13 protein-coding genes are annotated in these 16,942 nt (G+C 69.9%); 5 read left to right on the top strand and 8 right to left on the bottom strand.

Annotated elements, in window-relative coordinates:
* Window positions 1–9 precede the first annotated feature (9 nt).
* The 3 genes from AC060L_RS27040 to AC060L_RS27030 form a co-directional block, all read right to left on the bottom strand.
* Complete coding sequence (locus AC060L_RS27040) at window positions 10–861, bottom strand: type 1 glutamine amidotransferase domain-containing protein (protein WP_483801541.1); 852 nt, start codon at window positions 859–861, stop codon at window positions 10–12.
* Between the two features lie 308 nt (window positions 862–1,169).
* On the bottom strand, window positions 1,170–2,477 hold the full coding sequence (locus AC060L_RS27035; protein WP_483801540.1) for a low temperature requirement protein A: 1,308 nt from the start codon (window positions 2,475–2,477) through the stop codon (window positions 1,170–1,172).
* 3 nt (window positions 2,478–2,480) lie between these two features.
* Window positions 2,481–3,434, bottom strand: coding sequence for an NAD(P)/FAD-dependent oxidoreductase (locus AC060L_RS27030; RefSeq protein WP_483801539.1), 954 nt, complete (start codon window positions 3,432–3,434; stop codon window positions 2,481–2,483).
* 340 nt (window positions 3,435–3,774) lie between these two features.
* Here AC060L_RS27030 and AC060L_RS27025 point away from each other — a divergent pair, with 340 nt between their 5' ends.
* Window positions 3,775–4,737 carry an SDR family NAD(P)-dependent oxidoreductase gene (locus AC060L_RS27025; RefSeq protein WP_483801538.1) on the top strand — a complete coding sequence of 321 codons (963 nt, stop codon included), beginning with the start codon at window positions 3,775–3,777 and terminating at the stop codon, window positions 4,735–4,737.
* 119 nt (window positions 4,738–4,856) lie between these two features.
* On the opposite strand, the gene AC060L_RS27020 is transcribed toward AC060L_RS27025, so the two are convergent.
* The 5 genes from AC060L_RS27020 to AC060L_RS27000 form a co-directional block, all read right to left on the bottom strand.
* Complete coding sequence (locus AC060L_RS27020; RefSeq protein ID WP_483801537.1) at window positions 4,857–6,068, bottom strand: IS701 family transposase; 1,212 nt, start codon at window positions 6,066–6,068, stop codon at window positions 4,857–4,859.
* 88 nt (window positions 6,069–6,156) lie between these two features.
* Window positions 6,157–8,319 carry an AGE family epimerase/isomerase gene (locus AC060L_RS27015; RefSeq protein WP_483801536.1) on the bottom strand — a complete coding sequence of 721 codons (2,163 nt, stop codon included), beginning with the start codon at window positions 8,317–8,319 and terminating at the stop codon, window positions 6,157–6,159.
* The gene (gene glgX / locus AC060L_RS27010) at window positions 8,319–10,463 is read right to left on the bottom strand and encodes a glycogen debranching protein GlgX (RefSeq protein WP_483801535.1); all 2,145 of its coding nucleotides are present in this window, start codon (window positions 10,461–10,463) and stop codon (window positions 8,319–8,321) included. Before glgX ends, AC060L_RS27015 begins: the two co-directional genes overlap by 1 nt.
* A gap of 165 nt (window positions 10,464–10,628) precedes the next feature.
* The gene (locus AC060L_RS27005) at window positions 10,629–11,321 is read right to left on the bottom strand and encodes an SDR family oxidoreductase (RefSeq protein ID WP_483801534.1); all 693 of its coding nucleotides are present in this window, start codon (window positions 11,319–11,321) and stop codon (window positions 10,629–10,631) included.
* A 104-nt stretch (window positions 11,322–11,425) separates the two neighbouring features.
* Window positions 11,426–12,754, bottom strand: a complete 1,329-nt coding sequence (locus AC060L_RS27000; protein ID WP_483801533.1) for a nucleotidyltransferase family protein — start codon at window positions 12,752–12,754, stop codon at window positions 11,426–11,428.
* A 507-nt stretch (window positions 12,755–13,261) separates the two neighbouring features.
* On the opposite strand from AC060L_RS27000, the gene AC060L_RS26995 reads away from it, so the two are divergent.
* From AC060L_RS26995 to AC060L_RS26980, 4 genes are all read left to right on the top strand, one after another.
* Window positions 13,262–13,708, top strand: coding sequence for an HAD family hydrolase (locus AC060L_RS26995; RefSeq protein WP_483801532.1), 447 nt, complete (start codon window positions 13,262–13,264; stop codon window positions 13,706–13,708).
* An 87-nt stretch (window positions 13,709–13,795) separates the two neighbouring features.
* Entirely contained in the window at window positions 13,796–14,242 is a 447-nt protein-coding gene (locus tag AC060L_RS26990; RefSeq protein WP_483801531.1) for a hypothetical protein, read from the top strand.
* A 106-nt stretch (window positions 14,243–14,348) separates the two neighbouring features.
* The gene (locus tag AC060L_RS26985; RefSeq protein ID WP_483801530.1) at window positions 14,349–15,632 is read left to right on the top strand and encodes an SCO2583/SCO2584 N-terminal domain-containing protein; all 1,284 of its coding nucleotides are present in this window, start codon (window positions 14,349–14,351) and stop codon (window positions 15,630–15,632) included.
* Between the two features lie 57 nt (window positions 15,633–15,689).
* Entirely contained in the window at window positions 15,690–16,934 is a 1,245-nt protein-coding gene (locus tag AC060L_RS26980) for an SCO2583/SCO2584 N-terminal domain-containing protein (protein ID WP_483801529.1), read from the top strand.
* Window positions 16,935–16,942: the final 8 nt, after the last annotated feature.

Raw genomic sequence — 16,942 nt, 5'->3', positions numbered from 1 at the left:
GCTGCCGGCTCAGGCCCGGTAGAGGTCCGGCTGGAAGCCCCACTGGCGCAGACCCTGCTCCAGGACCTCGACGACCTTCTGGCCGGTGAGGTAGGAGTCCGGGGTGGAACGCCCGGTGACGAACGGGAAGTCCACGATCACCGAGGTCTCGTGACCGTAGTTGCCGTGGTAGGCACCACGCGGCGCGGTCGCGTCGCGCAGGATGTACTCCAGCGGGTACGGCGGCGGGCCGATCACGAAGTCGGTACCCATGAAGCCGGTGCCGTCCTTGTAGTCGTACTCGATGCAGTGCCCGGTGACGTGCTTGTTGCGGATGATGCTGAGGCGGTCGTCCATCTCACGGGCGAACGCGAGGCAGGCGACGCCGTAGCACTCGGCCGCGACGACCAGGCCCTCCTTGTAGAAGGCCAGGATCAGGTCGTGCACCCGCCAGTTGTTGGCGAGGTCGACGATCGGGCCGCTGCCGCCGACGATCAGCAGCGCGTCGTAACGCTCCGCGATCTGCGACTGCACGTGGTCGCGACGGCTGTTGTACGTCTCGAACGCGCGCAGGAAGTCCGGGCGGCTGCGGTACGGCCGGTCCGGCAGCCAGGACGAGATGTCCAGCGGGTTGTCCAGTCGGTCCGACTTCTCCAGCGCGATGACCTTGTCGGCCATCTCGGCGCTGGTCACCGACTTGCCGAGCGGCGGGTCGATGTACTCCGGGTCGAAGCTCGGCGGCAGTGCCACCGGACGCTTGCCGGTCGCGGTCGCGAACGTGACCTCGTACCCGGCCTTGTCGAACGTCTCCAGGGGCCCGACCAGTTCCTCGCCCCAGTAACCGTATTCGGAAAGAACGATGAGAATGCGCTTCTTCGCCATCGGCGATGGTCTCCTTCAGTGGGAGGAATGCTGGTGGCGGATCAGATGCCGGTCCACCGTTAGCCAGTGGCCTCTCAGCCGGAATCCGAGGCGTCCAGGGGCAAGGCGGCCCGAGCCTCGATTCCTCACCATGCTCTCGGTGGCCCGACGAGGGGTCAATCATGATCGCGACCACCCGTTCGACAGTGCTATCTCGCTACCGGCACTCGTACAGGTCACGCGCGGTGCCCGTCGGATCGCTCCGTGCCAGGTCAGACCCCTGGTCGGGGTGCCGGCCCGGTCCCGTTCAGTCGCCGGTCGGCCACCGGTCAGCTGCCGGTCGCCGGCCGGGAACGGCTGCGCGTCCACCAGTGCGGCATCCGCAGGAAGAGCACCGGCCGGCCGGTCGCGATGAGCCAGTACTCCAGCAGGTTCAGCGCGGCGACCAGCACCGTGACGATCGCGGCCACCGCGAGCGCCGGGATCACCGGCGCCAGCGGCGTCACCGCCAGGCAGGCCAGCGCGGTGCAGAGCCGGCTGACCGCGGCCGCGCCGTACATCCGCCAGCGCGAGTAGCAGAAGCCCAGCACGTACAGCCCGGCGCCGGGCGCCAGCAGGTAGCCGGGCAGCTCCTCGGCCGGCCCCAGCGGGTGCGCGATCAGCTCCCGCAGCCCGACCGCGACGCAGATCACCGCGAGCAGGTAGCAGAAGTGCGCGTAGTGGAAGACGTCCCGCAGGATCCGGGCCTGCGACGGGCTGGTCGCCAGGCTGTGCCGCACGGCCGGCGCGCCGAAGTGGAAGTACGTCCACCAGAGCCCGATCACCAGCATGAAGCCGACCAGCAGCGCACCCAGCTGGGCCAGGCCGAGCGGCCCCTGCGCGGCCTGGGTGCCGAGCGCCACCACGGTCTCGCCGAGCGCCATGATGACGATCAGCCCGAACCGCTCGGGCAGGTGCGCGGACTCCAGTTTGATGTGGTCCAGGCGGTTCCCGAAGAAGGCCGGCCCGGCCACCTCCAGCAGCGCGCCGGCCGCCCACAGCCCGGTCCGCCAGGCACCGTGCTCCAGGCCGCCGGCCAGGAAGAGCGGGCCGGAGACGAGCAGCCCCAACGAGAACGGCTCGATCCGCAGCGACCCGTAGAAGTGCAGCCGGTGCATCTCGGCCCAGAGCAGCAGTCTCAGCAGCACGAAGCAGATCGCGAAGAGCAGTCCGCTGCTCTCGAAGGCGCCGGGGATCGCGGCGGCCATCGCCAGCCCGATCGCACCCATCACGAAGAGCAGCAGCCGCCCGCGCGGCCCGTCCAGCCGTTCGCCGGAGGCGTTGCCGAGCAGCGTGACGCTGTTCCAGCCCCACCAGAGCGGCACCGCCAGCACCAGCGTGTGCAGGACGCCGCCGAGGTCCACCGCCTTGTGCAGCGTGCCGGCGATCTCCGTGATCACGAAGACCCAGACCAGGTCGAAGAAGAGCTCGGCCCAGGTGACCCGTTGCTCGCGCCCGCCGTCCGGCTCGGCCGGCAGCTCGAGCGCGGTGTCGTCCGCCGGCTCCAGCCGCCGGACCGTGCGGGCCACCGCGGCGGCCCGGTCCAGTGCCACGTTGTACAGGCCGATGCCGCCCCGGTGTACTCGGTCCTGCGCCATCGGTCACGCGCCCTTGAGCTCGGGCGGATAGAGGAAGTAGTTGGCGGCCGAGGCGGCCTGCGAGCCCTCGTGCACGGCCGCGCTGACCTGGTGCGAGTGCAGCGAGGTCACGTCGCCGGCCGCGTACACCGCCTCGACCGAGGTCTTCTGCTCGGTGTCGACCGCGATGTAGCCGGTCGGCGCGAGCTTCACGCCGAGCTGCTGGGCCAGCCGGGTCTCGGGGGTGGCGCCCTGGATGCTGAACAGCGCCTCCAGGCCGATCCGCTGCCCGCCCTTGGTGATCACGGTCCGGATCCGGCCGTCCTCGCCCTCGACCCGGTCGATCTGGTCGTGCACCACCTCGATGCCGGCCGCCGCCATCCGGCGGCTGTACACCTCGCTGATCTCGTTGCTGTGACTGTTCGTCAGCAGTCTCACCCGGTCGCTCAGGCTGTGCATCTGCATCGCCTCGCCGGCCGCCGCGTCGGTGTGGCCGACCACCAGGATGTCCCGGCCGCGGTTCTCGTAGCCGTCGCACGCGATGCACCAGAACATCGACTCGCCGACGTACCGCTCCCAGCCGTGGAAGTGCGGGAAGTGGTCCAGTACGCCGGTGGCCAGCACCAGCGTGCGGGCGTGCCAGGAGTGGGTCTGCGACTGCGAGTGGACGGTGAAGCCGGTCTCCGCGCTGCCCTCGACCCGCAGGATCGCGTGGTGCAGGATCTGCGCGCCCGGGTAGTCGGCGAGCTGCTGCACCGCCCGCGCGCGCAGTTCGACGGTGGCGATGCCGCCGGGGAAGCCGATGTAGTTGCGGTTCACCTGGTGGTGGGTCGAGCGGCCGTGCCCGGTGTCGAAGACCAGCACCTGGCGGTTGTAGCGCGCCAGGCAGAGCGCTGCGGACAGACCGGCGGGACCACCGCCGACGATGATCGCGTCGGCGGTCGCGCGGGGGCTCGGCGAGGGGGTCTGTGCTGTCATCTCGTCAACTCTCCCTGTGTCGGACACCGTGCGGCCCGAACCGCAGGTATGGCCCAGTGAATACGAACCTATCCGGCCCCGGGAGCGGCCCGCGGCGGAAAGCCGGGGATATCGGAGTTCCCTTCGGGAGGTTGGTGACACTGCGTCAGAAGGACTCGGTACTACGTCATGTCCAAACCCGACATGCCCGCTAAGCTGCACACTTGACGCAAATGCAGACAGGCGGAATCCTTGCTGTCAAGTCCGTTCGGAGTGCGCATTAAAGTCGCTGGAAGGGGCGGCGAACGACCCTTGTGAATAACACTTCCGAAACTCGGCCGACGGCGGAGGAATCACGCACATGAATGCCACTCAAGGACGGTTCGGACCGAATTCGACGGCGGCGGAGGTGATCGCCGGGCACAACCTGAGCGGTCGCGACGCCGTGGTCACCGGCGCGCTCAGCGGGATCGGGGTGGAGACGGCCCGGGCGCTGGCCGGCGTCGGCGCGCGGGTGGTGGTGGCCGGCCGGGACGAGAAGCGCGGCGCCGCCCTGGTGCAGCAGCTGCGCGCGGAGACCGGCAACCCGCAGATCTCCTTCGGCCTGCTCGACCTCGCCTCGCTCCGCTCGGTCGCGGCCTTCACCGAGCAGTACCTGGCCTCCGGCAACCCGCTGCACCTGCTGATCAACAACGCCGGCGTGATGGCAGCCCCGTTCGGCCACACCGAGGACGGCTTCGAGCTGCAGTTCGGCACCAACCACCTGGGCCACTTCGCGCTCAGCACCGGCCTGCTGCCGGCGCTGCGGGCGGCCGGGCGGGCCCGGGTGGTCGCGCTCTCCTCGCACGCGCACCGGATCTCGCACGTGCACCTGGACGACCCGAACTACGAGCACCGCCGGTACGACCCCTGGGGTGCCTACGGGCAGTCCAAGACCGCCAACTCGCTCTTCGCGGTGGGCATGACGGAGCGTCACGCGGGCGCCGGGATCACCGCCAACGCCGTGATGCCCGGCATCATCATGTCGCCGCTGTACCGGCACACCCCGCAGTGGAACGCGAGCACCGCGGCGGCCGTCGAAGCCGGCGACACCCCGGCGCCCGGGTGGAAGACGATCGAGCAGGGCGCGGCCACCTCGGTCTGGGCCGCGGTGGCCCCGGAGCTGGAGGGCGTCGGCGGCAAGTACCTGGACGACTGCGCGGTCGCCCAGCCGTGGCCGGGCGACGGGCGGGGCATGCCGACCGGCTACTACCAGCCGTACGCGCTGGACCGGGAGTACTCCGACCGGCTGTGGGACCTCTCCGAGCGGCTCACCGCCCGGTAGAGCCTGTCTGACCCGGGGCCGCGCCCGCCACATACGCGTGGCGGGCGCGGCCACCTGGGCCACGCCCGCCACGCGGGGGTCTGCGGGATCCGGCTCGCCGCGAGGGCCGAGCCGGTCGGTCAGCCCGCGTCCTCCTGGAACCCACTGACATCCTCGTCCGCCTCCAGTTCCTGGAGCGCGTGGAACCCGAGGGCAGCCGAGGCCAGCGTCACGTGGTGGTGCCAGCCGCGGAACGAGCGGCCCTCGAAGTCACCCAGACCGTACGCCTGCCGTAGCCGCTCGTGGCAGGCCGCGGCGCGGTGCCGCAGCTCGGCCAGCGCGACCGTGTCGGCGAGGCGCTCGGCGGGCAGGTTGGTCATCCAGTAGGTGCGCGGCTGCGGCCTGCCGAACGGCCACTCGACCACCAACTGGCGAGGGTTGCCACGCTGCCACCCGGAGAGCGTCGGGCGAGGCGGCAGCGAGCCGGAGAGCGGCGCGATCATGAACTGCGAGTGCCGGACGGCGGCGTCCAAACCGTCCTGCCAGGAGATCATCGCCCGCTCGGCGCGACCGCTGACCGCGTGCGCGACCTCGACCGCCGGCCGCGACTGGCCGCGCGGGCGGCCGGGAGCGCTGGGAAGCGGCAGCTGGGTGGTCGGGCCGACCTCGACCAGGTAGCCCTGGCCGCGCTCTTCCAGACCGAGCAGCAGCGGTTCGACGTCCTGCTCGTAGCTCCAGTTCGCCAGGATCGGCGCCGACGGCACGTCCCACTCGAGGATCTCGTCGAGCGACTCGAGGACGTAGCGCCACCGGGGGCGGTGCCGTTCGTCCATCGGGACGTGCGCCTGGGTGCGCAGCTCGTGGTCCTGGTCCCAGTGCCTGGGCAGCATCAGGTGCCAGTTCACCGGTAGGCAGCTGTCCCGGTGGACCAGTGAAGTGGCCAGGCCCAGCTGGCAGTTCATCACCCGGCCGGCCGAGCCGACGAACTGGCGCCCGACACCGGCGGAGCGGGTGCCGTTCTTCGGGAACACCACTTCGTCGAACGCCCAGGCCTCGGGTGGCTGTGCGTTCGCCACCCGCTCCGCCAGATAACGGCGGACCGAGTCGTAGGCCCAGGTGCTCTGGTTCACGAACTGCTGGATCGGCTGAACGACCCGGCGACCGAGCACGTGCTCGGTGATGTTGGCGGGTGTCCGCCGCCCTTCGGTGTGCAGTAGACCGCGGAGGTATACCTCGCCCCAACGGCGCTGGTCCGAGCGGGCGAAGCAGGCGAACAGCTCCCGGCAGTAGTCGGAGATTCCGTCCTGCCGCTCCCCCGCGGACGGATCACGGAATTGCGAAATCGAGGCCACAGCGGGGTCCTTCCGGTGTTGAGATGATGCGCCCCGTCCTCCCCCGACCGAGGGGGAGTGGCCGGAGGAGGACAGGGGGTTCGTCGGACTACTCCTCGCCGGAGCCGGACTGCTTCGGGTCGAGGACGAAGGCGTCGGTATCGACCAGCGCCTGGGTGATCTCGGGCAGGGCCGAGCCGACGATGACGAAGTCGGTGTCCAAGCCGTTCTTGGTGCGCTGGAAGAGCAGCTCGTTGATGGCCGGGCGGGCGATCTCGGTGAGCTTGTGCAGGTGGAACTCCACCCGGTTCGGCTTCACCGCCAGCGCCTCGTTCAGGCCACGACGGAACTTCTCCAGCTCGGCCTGGTCAACGACACCGTCCAGGTACACATGGGCGGTCTTGCCGTCGAAGTCGCTGGTGATCCGCAGCCGCATGTCGGCCGGCTCGATGTCCACCCGGACCCGCAGCGGCTCGCTGCTCTCCGGCAGCTTCACCGCCAGGCCCTTGGGGTCGAAGTCGGTGTACGGCTCGTCGTTGATCCAGACCTTGTCGATCTGGACAGCGCCGTCCGGCAGCATGTCCGGCGAGACCCGCAGCACCCGGTCCGGGAACGCGTCGGGACGCGGCCGGAAGTGCAGCGTCAGCGGCGTGGAGGTGAGCAGCAGGCCGGTGTACGCGGCGGCCAGGTAGCACAGCTCCAGCGCGTGGTAGCCGGCCATCGAGTGGCTGCCCTTGAGCCGCTCGGTGCCGAGCAGGTACGGCAGGCCGTTGGCCAGCACGTTGAAGTACACGCCGCCGTCGTCGTAGTCGAGGAAGGAGGAGTTGTAGAACGCCGCCGCCTCGCGGGCCAGCCGCTTGTGCTCCAGGTCGCCGCCGACACCGGCCAGGATCAGGTAGGCCAGGATCGACTGCTCCTGCTGCCACCACGCCTTGCGGTCGTGCCAGACCAGCCGGTGCGCGCCGCTCTCCGGGTCGAGCTGACGCTCGACCACGTCGTACCAGCCGCCGCGCTGCTGGTCGCTGCCGACCGCCGGCATGATCTCGGCGATCCGCTCGGCCAGCTTCGCGTACTCGGGCTTGTCGTGCAGGGCCCGGATCCGGGTGAGGTTCCAGGCGATCTTCAGGTTGTGCCCGACCACCGCGCGGTCCTGCTGCCAGCCCCAGGTGCGGTCCGGGCTCCAGTCCTCGTGGAAGCGCTCCTGCACGAACGGGCTGTTCGGCTCGTCCGGGAAGTACTTCGTGATGGTGTCGGCGGTGTCTTCGAGCAGCTGCGCGAAGTCCTCGCGGCCAGTCGCCAGGTACGCGTTGATCAGGTACGCGGGGGCGTGGTCGCCGACCGAGTTCCAGTTCTTGCGCGAGCGGTTGCGGCCCAGCGCGTCGGAGCGCGGGTCCATGGAGACCGGGTCGACGTGGGAGAAGAAGCCGCCCTTCTCCTCGTCCTTGAAGTACTTGTAGAACAGCGCGACGGTGCCGTCGATGTCGGCGAGGATCTGCGGGTCGCCGGTGATCCGGTAGGTCTGGGTCGGCCCGGCGAGGGCGTAGATCTGCTCGTACATCGGGATCGCGTTGTAGTCGTCGCCGAACTCCGAGGCGAAGACCTTGCGCTGGCCGGTCTTGTTGATGTCGATGCCGTGGTACCAGTAGGTGACGCCGGCCTTGTCGTCGGTCACCCGCATGTGGTCGCGCAGGTACTTCGTGCCGGACTCGGCCGCCTCCAGGAAGCGGTCCTCACCGGTCAGCAGGAACGCGGTGGCGAGGCCGTAGACCAGGCGGGAGATCGTGTCGGTCTCCTGGCGCACGTCCTGGCCGACGTGCTCCGGCAGGTGGGTGCCGTGCAGCGTCAGCTTGGTGCGGAAGTTGCGCCAGTCGTAGTTCCCGTCCGGGAAGTGGCCGCGCAGGTAGAAGTCCGCGATCTCGGCGGCCTGCTTGACCCACCAGCCCGGCTTCTCGAAGACGTAGCTGCCGCGGTGCTCCTCCGGGAAGGTGATCTGGCGCGCCTCGATCCGCTCGCCACCCTCCCAGTGGTAGAAGAGCGCGTGGACGAAGACGTACCGGCCCTCGGCCAGCATGTCGCGAGTCGAACCGCTGGTGTCCCGGCGGTCCTCGCCCAGGTTGCGGACGATCTCGGAACCGAGTAGCCCGTCCAGGTGGATGGTGAACTCTCGGCCGTCCGTGGTACGCAGGCCGAAGCGGTCGTTGGTCGGCTCGTAGGACGTTATGTATCCGGCAATGCTGTCCGAATACGTACGCCGGATATCGGGTGCGCTCATCAGGAGAGGCCTCCGTGGTCGGGCAGCGAGGTCAGGACGACGACACTGCGGCCGTGGGCGTGGAAGTTGTGCTCTGGGACGAGCTGCTCGGATCCCTCGGCCAGGAAGTCGCCGTCGGCACCGTGGGCGGTGTCGACCACCCGGTGCCACCGGTGGCCGTCGATCTCGGGCAGCTCGAAGTCGAGGCCCAGGTGGTACATGTTGAGGATCACGTGCAGGTCCGGCTCGCCGTCGAAGCCGGCCAGCGTGTAGGACAGCACCCGGGCGTTGCCGTCATCCCAACCGGGCTGGTGGAGCTGGGTGCCGTGCCAGGTGATCTCGGGCAGGTTGCGCTCGTTGTGCCGGTCGGTGAAGAACCGGGCCTCGCGCAGCGCGCGGTGGTTCTTGCGCAGCCCGATCATCGACTGGAAGAAGTTGCGGACCTCGGTCTCCTTGCCGGCCTGGTCCCAGTCCAGCCATGCGATCTCGTTCGCCTGGCAGTACGTGTTGTTGTTGCCGTCCTGGCTGTTGCGGAACTCGTCGCCGGCCAGGATCATCGGCACGCCGCGGCTGAGCAGCAGGATCGCCGCGAGGTTCTTGATCTGGCGGACTCGCAGCCGCTCGATCTCCTCGTCGTCGGTCGCGCCCTCGACGCCGCAGTTCCAGCTGTAGTTCTCGTAGGACCCGTCGGCGTTGTTCTCGCCGTTCGCGTCGTTGTGTTTGCCGTTGTAGCTGACCAGGTCGTTCAGCGTGAAGCCGTCGTGACAGGTCAGGAAGTTGATGCTGTTGGTGGGCAGCTCGGCGCACTTGGAGAACAGGTCGCGCGAGCCGCTGATCCGGGAGGCCACCGAGGCGACCATGCCGGCGTCGCCGCGCACGAAGCGCCGCACGTCGTCGCGGTACGGGCCGTTCCACTGCGCCCAGCGCTTACCGGGGAACCGGCCGACCTGGTAGAGGCCGGCGCCGTCCCACGGCTCGGCGATGATCTTCGTCTCGGCCAGGATGCCGGACAGCTCGATGCCCCACAGCACCGGCGGGGTGGCCATCTCGTTGCCCTCGGTGCCGCGGGAGAGCTCGGAGGCCAGGTCGAAGCGGAAGCCGTCGACGTGGTGCTCGGTCACCCAGTACTCGAGGCACTCGATGATGAACTTCGCGACCGCCGGGTGGTTCGCGTTGATCGCGTTGCCACAACCGGTGAAGTCCATGTAGTTCCGGCGGTCCCCGGACCAGAGGTGGTAGTACGTCTCGTTGGCCTGGCCGCGGAAGCTGATCGTCGGGCCGTTCTCGTTGCCCTCCGACGTGTGGTTGAAGACCACGTCGAGGATGACCTCGATGCCGGCCTTGTGCAGCTCCTTCACCATGTTCCGGAACTCGGTGACGTGGTGGAGGTTGCACGGGTCCGTGCAGTAGCCGGTGTGCGGCGCGAAGAAGCCGTACGGGTTGTAGCCCCAGTAGTCGTGGAGCGGCTTGCCGTCCGGTCCGATGCGCAGCACGTCGCGCTCGTCGAAGTCGAAGACGGGCAGTAGCTCGACGGCCGTGACGCCCAGTTCCTTCAGGTAGGGGATCTTCTCCACCACGCCGTTGAAGGTGCCCGGGTGCTCGACGCCGGCGGTCGGCGAGTTGGTCATGCCGCCGACGTGCATCTCGTAGATGACGGTGTCCGCCATCGACCGGCGCAGCGGCTCGTCGCCCTCCCAGTCGTAGGAGTCGAGGTCGAGTGCGACGCTGCGCATCGAGTACGCGACGTTGTCCTCGGTGCCGGTCGCGCGCACCCGGTCCCAGAGCGAATTGACGTTCGCCTTGGAGTAGGGGTCGAGCAGCACCTTCTTCGGGTTGAAGCGGGCGCCGTTCTCCTTGGTGGTCGGCGGCCCGTCCATCCGGTACGCGTAGACCTGACCCGATTTCAGGCCGGCCACGTGGCAGTGCCAGAAGTGGTAGCTGCGGTGTCCCTCCTGATCCAGGTTGATCACCCGGCTCGGGACGAGATCCCCGTAGTTCTCGAACAGCAGGAGCTCCACCCGGGTGGCGCGCTCGGAGAAGATCGCGAAGTTCACGCCGGTGGCGTCCACAGTCGCGCCCAGCGGCTGTGGCCGTCCCCCGGTGACCGCAAGGCCGGCCAGTGGCCCGCCCGCAGTCTCCTCCGGAAGTATCTGACTCGTAGTCATTTCAGCTGTCAACTCCCTACCCATGGTGCACCCGGAACTGTGGATTCCGGCCGGAATAATCACCCGAAGGGAATATTTTCCGGCCGCGTTCTCCGCCGTCGGCACTGCACGGGTGCAGGCGGAGGGCAGCGGCTCCGGGGCAGGTGCCCCTCGACCGCCGATCGGTCAGGCGACCGGCGTCCGGTCCCAGGAGAGCGAGCCGAAAGCCTCGCTCCAGGACAGGAACGGCGTGCCTGGTTCGTTGAAGATCTCGAAGGTCAGCCCCCGGGCCGCCGGCGTGTACAGCGCCTGCACGCAGGCCTCCGCGACATCGCTCCGGGAGACCCGGCCCGCCCCCTGGTCGCCCTGCTCCAGGCGCACCCGGCGGCCCGCCTCGTGGTCGTCGATCAGCCAGCCCGGGCGCACCACGGTGTAGGGCAGCCCCGACTCGCGGAGCACCTCCTCACCGGCGAGGCGCCAGACCAGCATCCGGCCGTAGGCGTTGAGCGGGTGACCCTGGTGCGTGGCGTGCAGCTGGCTGATCAGCACCAGGTGCGGGCGGTTGCCGCCGGCGGTGGCCGCCGCCAGCACGTTGCGCACGCCCTGGTAGAGCGTGGTCTCGGGTCGGTCCGGGCCGCGGTCCGCGGTGCCCGGCTCGACGCAGTACACGACCGCGGAGCAGTCGGCGAGCGGCAGCGTGAGGGTTTCCGGTGACCGGACGTCCCCCTGGCTGAACGCCGCCCCCGGTGCCAGGTGACGCCGGGCGTGCTGGGCACTGCGGCCGACCACGCGAACGGCTTCCCGGCGTTCCAGGAGCCGCTGCACGATGATCCGGCCGGTCCGTCCCGCTCCGCCGACCACCACCACCGGTTTGTCCATCGCCTTCTCCTCTGATGAGCCGTGCTTTTGCTGAACCGAGCCGTATCTCTGAGCCGAGCTGTAGCTGAGCCGTGCTGTGCGAGTAGTCGGGCGGGGCCGCCGGGTCAGACCCAGCGCAGGATGTCGTCCGAGTTGGTCAGGCGGGTGCCCGAGGGAAGGTTGGCGAGCGCCGGGACCCTGAGCCGGGGGTAGATGCTGACCCCGGAGAGCCGCGAGCCCGGCCAGAGCCGGGCGCCGTCGCCGACCGCCGAGAACCCCTCCAGGCGGACCGGGTTGTGCCGGTCCGACTGGATCTCGACCATCGGCCCGACGTACGTGTCGGAGAGGTCGGCGTACGGCCCGATCACGGCCGCGTCGCCGCACGAGCTGCGGCTGAGCCGGGCTCCCTCGCGCAGTTCGACGCCGTCGCCGACGTCGGCGTACTCCAAGCGGACGTCCGCGCCGACCGCCACGTGGCGGCCGATCCGAACGCCCGGTCCTATCACCACACTGCCGTCCTCGATCTTGTCGGCCAGCGTGGTGCCGGTGACGTCGTCGCGGGTGGCCAGTGAGCTCTCGTGGATCCAGTAGCGGGGCGAGGCACAGTGCGGCTCGGCCATCAGCTGGTTCATCAGCGGATAGTCGCCGGTCAGCACGTCCTTCAGGGTGACCAGGTAGTCCTCGACGTTGCCGAGGTCGCCGAGTCGGGCGATGTGGTGCGAGGCGACCGGCAGGCCGCGGCCGACGAGCCCGGGCAGCAGGTCACCGCCCCAGTCCAGCCGCTGCTGGGCCTGGCGCATCAGTTCCGGCTCGCGGGCGGCCTGGCGCAGCCGGGCGCAGTCCACCAGGTACATGCCGGCGTTGGTCGGGATCAGCGCGTTGCTGTCGCTCGCGGTCTCCGGGAACAGGTCCCGGATCCGGTCCAGCCCGGGCTTCTCCACGAAGCCCGAGACCAGGCCGCGCTCGTCGGCCTGCATCGCGCCGTACTTACCGGCCACCTCCTCGGGTGTCCGGGCCACCGCGGCCACCGTGACCACCGCGTCGGTGGCCCGGTGGGTCGCGGCCAGCTCGGCCAGCGAGAAGTCGAAGACGGAGTCCACCGGGAGCACCAGGGCCTGCCCCGTCAGGTCCCACTCCTCCAGGTTGTGCAGGGTCGCCGCGCCGGAACCCACGTTGTAGCGGTCGAAGCTCGGCCTCGAGTACCGGACCTCGACGCCGTAGCGCTCCCCGTGGCCCAGCAGCAGCTTGATCTGGCTGCGGTTCTCCAGCCCCTGCGCGACCACGTAGAACTGTCTGATGCCCTGCTCACGGCAGGCGTCGACGACCCACTCGATGAGCCGACGGCCGACGAACGGGATCAGCGCCTTGCTGCGGATGTAGTCCGCGGACTCCAGGGTGATCGGCTTGGCCCGCTCGCCGCGCCCCCCAGCCAGGATGATCCCCACGGTCCCCATCTCTCCGCCACCCATCTCGCTTCCCCACGTTGGCGACCTTGTCCAGTAATACTCAACAACAGGAGTCACAGGCTGTCAACAGGCGAGTCAAGTAGGCCGTCGAATGCCGTCCTTATCGTCACGTTCTCCGATCCAAAAGGATCATCTTGTCCCAGTCATGTCAAAGAAAATCGGACTATCATTCACGAATCACCCTCGCCCTTGCACCCGTTGCGGCAGGACGACTCCGGGCCAATCAGCCAGGACGGAGCGATTCGGACCAATCGGACTGGTGAATTTCGCGATCTGACGCACCGTCACGCCGACCTGGTCCTATCGGCGGAATCTCGTGACCTTCTGTAGCCGGTATTAAAAACAACGAAGGCTTCTCGACTGATCAGCTTAAAGAAGAGATATCTTCGGAGGAGCTCCCCCGTTTGCGGCGTGGCGCGGGCCGCCCGCCCGGTGTCCATGACATCGCGGGGGAACGGGGATCGCGGCCTTGCCCGAGGGGGGAATCACAGGATCATGGTTGAGACCGTGCGCGCGGCATTCTTTGACCTGGGCTGCGGTCCGCGGTCCCAACGCTGCCAGGACGCCCTCCGGGAGGCTGCCGCCAGGCACCGCTCGGCCGGTGACCTGGTCGTCATGGTCGGCCCGGAGGCGGAGCTGCCGCTACTCGCCGACTCGCTCGGCGTCGACGCCGACCTGCTCCTCAAGACCGGCCAGCCCTCCTTCAGTGAGAACTGCCCCGCCGCCGTGATCGAGACGATCACACTGCTCGGCCTCGACGCCGCCCGCTGCTTCGGCTACGTCGACCACGCCCAGGGACTGCGCACCTTGAGCGTGGTGGGCAACCCGCGGGTGGTCGGTATCGATCCGGAGCTCACCGAGCACGCGAGCTCCCGGGGCTGGCCCCAACTGGAGGACAGCCTGCCGGCCACCCCCGCCAACAGCAGCCCGGCCTCCCCCTAGGCCCTCTCTAGTTAAAGAGAGGCCCTAGGGGAAAACTCAGGGGCGGCCGCTCTGGCCCAGCGGCGCCGCGAGGAGCACCGTAGAGGCATGGGACACGGAGATTTGTCGCGACGCGAGAACCGGCAGCTGGCCGTCGCCTCGGCGACCACCGGGCCGTGGCGGTCGGCCGCGGCGGTGGGCGCGGTGGTCGGCGCCGCCGCCCTTGGCGTGGACGTGGTGACCGGGCACTGGTCCACCAGCATCCTGGCCGGCCCCGCCGGGCTGGCCCTGTTCTTCTTCTTCCTGGTCGGCACGGTGGGCGGCCAGCTGCGCAGGGACACCGGCGACCGCCGGCTGCGCCGCTGGGCCGACGCCCACCCCTGGCAGGCGGCGCTGCCCGCAGCGGGCTCGCTGCTCGTCCTCAACACCATCGTGCTCACGCTACTCGGCGGCTGGGGCCTGTTCGGCGCACTCTTCACCTCACTGCTGCCGGCCGGCGTCCTGCTGGTGATCGCCGGTGTCGTGGGCTCGGTCAAGGCCTCCCGAAGGAGCTGACCGAAACAGCCGAACTACGCCGCAACCAGCACAGAACGCTCACCGGGCATCCGCAAGCCGGGCGCCCGGTGAGCGAACTGTCGTGCCCGATCTGCATACTGACCGCGTGCCGATAGCCGAAGACCCCAATGCGCAACCCCCCGCCGGGGAGCCAGACCCGTTCGACAACCTCGTCCTCGACGAGGAGTTCGTCAAGAACGCCACCGTGAAGGAGCAGTCCGGCCGGACCCGGATGCTCGCCGCGAAGTGGAAGCGCCAACCGCCGCAGGCCGACACCGCCTGGCGGCCGCCGACCGAGATCCGCCGCGGCCGCTTCCAGCGGCGGGCCCGGGTGGTCGATCCGTGGGGCAACCCGAAGCGGCGCAAGCGCCTGAACTGGCAGACGCCGGTCTACGTGCTGCTCGCCGGCGCGGTGGTCGCCGCCGCGCTGAACACCAACGGGCTGCACGACTGGTACCAGAAGCACCTCGGCGGCCACTCCGACGCCGGCATCCCGATCGCGGCCCCGTGGACCCCGAAGCCGGTGATCACCCAGGCGCCGGAGACGGCCGCGCCGACCGCGGCGCCGTCCACCGAGGCCCCGCTGACGCCCACCGTCGCCCACCCGTGGGCCGGCTCCCCCGCCGAGTCCTGGCCGGCCGGCCCGGACGCGATCGTGCTGCCGCCGGCCCAGGACACCGGCGCCTTCGACAAGGACCAGGTGACGGCGGATCTGAAGCTGGTCAAGGACTTCCTGGTGGCGTCGAACCTCGACCCGGCGGTCATCGCCGGCGGGACGCCGACGGCAGCCCTGGGGATGCTGGACAGCATCAGTCTCAGCGCCGTCGAGCCGGACCTGACCTCCCCCAGCACCGAGCACAACCCAGTCAACCTCTTCAGCCGCTTCAATCCGAAGACCGCGGTTCCGGCCGGTGACGTGGTCAAGCTCCAGGGCCGGATGACCTACGACAGCGACGGAGAGAACGGGGTCACGGTGCACGTCGACTACAGCTTCGTCTACGCCGTCGTACCGGGCCCCGAGCAGTTCAAGCCGCTCCCGCCGACCTCCCCCTCCGCCTCCGCCTCCTACAACGGGCAGTCGGTGGCTTGGCTGGAACTGGACCCGAGCACCGAGGTCACTCGCGAGATCGTCCGGCGCGTGGAGGACTTCCGCTTCTACGATCCGGACCGCTACAACGTCGAGAGTGGAAAGCTGCACCTCAAGTACTGGAACGGCGATCGGGAGAACAACTACTGCGACTCCGACGACGGCTGGCTGGAGCCGTATTTCCATCCGCTTGCCGGTGGATCGGCAGCCCCGCAAGGTGGTCCCACAGTCGATCCGTACGACCGCAGCAAGCCGATGACGCCGGACAACGACGGCAAGTGCGGTACCGCCAGCCGCTCCTGACCTGCCCCCCGCCCGCCCGGTAGCCGAACTACCGGGCGGGCTCTGCATACTGACAACGTGCCGATAGCCGATGAGCCCGACCGCGGGCCCACCCCAGAGGAGCCCGATCCCTTCGAGAACCTCGTCCTGGACGAGGAGTTCGTCAAGGCCGCCACCGTCAAGGAGCAGTCCGGCCGCGCCCGGATCCAGGCTGCTCAGCAGCGTCGCACACCTTCCGCACCCCCCGCACCCATCCCGGCGGCGCCGGCCTGGCGGCCGCCGGCCGAGCCGCGCCGGCGCTGGTTCGGCCGGCCGGCCAGGACGCCGCGCCAGTCGGACCGCGACTGGCGGACGGCGTCCGCCGTGGCGCTCGCCATCATGCTGGTGATGGCCGCGCTCGACTTCAACGGCCTGCACCGCTGGTACCTCAACAACCGCGGCCCACAGATCGTCGCCCTGCCCACCTCGGCGCGGACCGAGTCACCGGAGACCGCGCAGCCGACCGCCGCACCGCCGTCCGAGCCGCCGCAGGTGGCGACCGTGGCGCACCCGTGGGCGGGGTCGCCGGCCGACACCTGGCCGGTGGGCGCGACCGGGATCGCGCTGCCGTCCGCGCAGGCGACCGGCTCCTACACCGCCGCGCAGCTGCAGCAGCGGCTCGCCTCGGTGCGCGACTTCCTGGTCGCCTCGAACCTGGACCCGGCGGTGCTGACCGGTGGCCCGCCGGCGGCGGCACTCGCGATGCTGGACGCCGCGTCCGCCCAGGTGCTCCAGGGCGAACTCGACCACCCCGACCGGCTGCACGACCCGACCTACATGTTCAGCCGGTTCGACCCGCACACCGCGGTGCCGACCGGGGACATCCCGCGGGTCCAGGGGCGGATGACCGTCGAGGGCGACGGCCACAACGGCGTCGTGGTGCACACCGACTACACGTTCGTCTACGCGCTGGTGCCGGGCCCGCAGCAGTACCAGCCGGGCGTGGCGGCGGACGTCGGCGGCGGCGGCGCCCAGACGGTGGCCCTGCGGGGAACGGCGCCGACCGCCACGGTCACCAGGGTGGTGGTCCGGCGGATCATCGACTTCCGCTTCTACGACGCCGACCCGGCCGCCGGGAAGCTGAGCCTGGGCCAGTGGCTCTCCTACGCGGGCAACAGCTACTGCGATCCGGGCAACGGCTGGCTGGAGCCGGTGTTCCCGACGCCCGGGACCGCCCCGCTCCTCCCGGGCCCGCGCCCGAGCCCGGACGCCGGCCCGAACATCGACCCGTACGACCGCAGCAAGCCACTGCCCGACCAGTGCGGGCCGGTCACGCGCTCCTGACCCTGAGC

This window comes from Kitasatospora sp. NEAU-69 (assembly GCF_057158765.1).
The sequence above is the reverse complement of the archived record's forward strand: the minus strand, read 5'-3'. Positions and strand labels throughout refer to the sequence as shown.